The organism is Acidithiobacillus albertensis, assembly GCF_001931655.1.
Lineage (GTDB): Bacteria > Pseudomonadota > Gammaproteobacteria > Acidithiobacillales > Acidithiobacillaceae > Acidithiobacillus > Acidithiobacillus thiooxidans.
The window spans coordinates 1-1,652 of sequence record NZ_MOAD01000059.1 but is presented as its reverse complement, the minus strand read 5'-3'; the positions used below and the strand labels follow the sequence as shown (position 1 = coordinate 1,652).

The following is a 1,652-nucleotide window of genomic DNA, read 5'->3' as shown; positions in this document are numbered from 1 at the left end:
GGAAGCTGCAGCAGCTACGGATACCCTGCAAGGCCAGTCCGCCGAATTAGTGTTGTTGTTACGCCGCGCCTGGCTGCAAGCGCTCTATACCGACAAAGCCATAATGACGGTCCGGCATCAGGAACAGTTGCAAGCCGAGAGCGTGCAGGCCGCACTGGCGCTCTACCGATCTGCACGGGGATCGGAGGCCAATGTGCTCCGGACCCAACTGGCACGAGACGATCTTGCGAATGACATCAGCAAATTACAAGCCGAACGAACGCGCTATCTTGCACAAATTGCCCAGATCCTGAATCTATCGCAGCCACCTTCCATACAAAACCGATGGCCGCATCTCCCGTCGCCCAAAACCTTGCGTACCGCAGAAACCCGTCTTTTGGGGCAGCCTCTCTTGCGCTCTGCACAGGCGCAATCGCGCGCTGCGCAAATCGGGGTACAAGTCGCTCAACGGAGCTATTGGCCCAATGTTACCGTCAGTGCTGCCTATGGTCAGGATTTCTATCCGGGCAGTCCGAACTGGTTGTCTGTAGGCGTCAACCTGAGCCTGCCCATCTTTCCGGAAGACCGGCAGGATCAGAATGTGGACGCCGCCCGAGCGCGGGCGCTGCAGGCCCAATATCGTTTTGACGACCAGCATTTAGCGCTGATCCAGCAGCTACGCAGCACATTCGCCCGTTATACTGCGCTGAAAAAAGAATGGACACGGACCGATGAGCGTCTAGTGCCCAAGGCACAGCAGGCATTTTCAGCGACGCTCGCTGCTTATACCTCGGGACAGGCCCACATGGATGCGGTGTTGCGCACCCAAAATGCGGTATTGCGCTATGCGCTGACCCGTCTGCAGTATCGCCGTGATCTCGCTCTCAGTGTCGCGGAGCTCGATTTCCTCACCACGCAAGGGAGGACAACGTCATGAAATTCCGTCAATGGACCCTCCCTGTGGGTCTCCTTGCGCTGGGTGTAGCCTTGGGTGCCGGCGGGGCTTGGTGGTTACGAACGCCCAGTGCCGTGCCGAATCTCACCAAAAGCCAACGGCCCTCCCCGAACAACAGCACCGACCAGCGCCATATTCTCTATTGGGCTTCCCCCATGAATCCCAAGATTCATTCGAATCACCCGATGAAAGACAACATGGGCATGGCCTATATCCCGGTCTACGCTCCCGGTACCAATGCACAAAAGCCCTCGGGATTGCATATCAATTCACAGATGGCGCAAAACCTGGGGGTCCGTCTTGTGCAGGTTCAGGAACGGCAGATGGGTCATACCATTCACACCGTAGGAACCGTGGCTGTGGACGAAAACCGGGTATATTCAGTGAACCCGCGCTTCTCCGGTTGGGTGGAACAGTTGCGTGTCAGGGCGGTGGGGGACACGGTGCAACGCGGTCAGGTGCTTGCCGAGATTTATTCTCCGGCATTATACAGTGCCCAGCAGGAGTATCTCATTGCGCGGCGCCAACAGGGACGAACGGCAGATCCCGCCCTGCTGGCGGCTGCTCGGACGAAATTGCAATTACTCGGGATGTCCAGAAACGAGATTACTGCACTCGCCCTGCACGGTCATGCTGAGCGGGATGTCGCATTAAGGGCGCCGGCTTCTGGCGTCATCGAGAAGCTCAACGTGCATCAGGGCAGCTATATCGCACCGCA

1 protein-coding gene and 1 pseudogene are annotated in these 1,652 nt (G+C 57.7%); both read left to right on the top strand.

Annotation, left to right across the window (positions count from 1 at the left end; translation table 11 throughout):
- A partial coding sequence (locus tag BLW97_RS17850; protein WP_075324142.1) for a TolC family protein occupies nt 1-916 on the top strand: 916 nt, incomplete at its 5' end.
- A pseudogene (locus tag BLW97_RS17845) lies at nt 913-1,652 on the top strand (efflux RND transporter periplasmic adaptor subunit); the annotation flags it as partial. The gene BLW97_RS17850 and the pseudogene BLW97_RS17845, both read left to right, overlap by 4 nt.